This is a genomic window from Psychrobacter sp. TB55-MNA-CIBAN-0194 (assembly GCF_040309505.1).
GTDB classification, from domain to species: domain Bacteria; phylum Pseudomonadota; class Gammaproteobacteria; order Pseudomonadales; family Moraxellaceae; genus Psychrobacter; species Psychrobacter fozii.
Genome location: NZ_JBEOOW010000894.1, coordinates 1 through 208, shown reverse-complemented (window position 1 = coordinate 208; position 208 = coordinate 1). Strand labels below are relative to the sequence as shown.

Genomic DNA, 208 nt, shown 5'->3' with positions numbered 1-208 from the left:
GGTGATGACACCATCATTGGTAACGCAGGCAATGACACTTTAGACGGTGGCGAAGGCAATGATCGACTAGAAGGTGGTGCTGGTAATGACACCTATCTGTTCTCAGGAAACTGGGGACAAGATACTATTTATGAACGTGATAACGAATCAAACAGCATTGTACTAACCGGAATAGACCCAGAAAGCCTTAATCTTTATAGAGACGGTA

Annotated in this window: 1 pseudogene; it reads left to right on the top strand. The window is 43.8% G+C overall.

What is annotated here, in order from left to right:
• Window positions 1–208: pseudogene (locus tag AAEY75_RS17510) on the top strand (hypothetical protein); the annotation flags it as partial.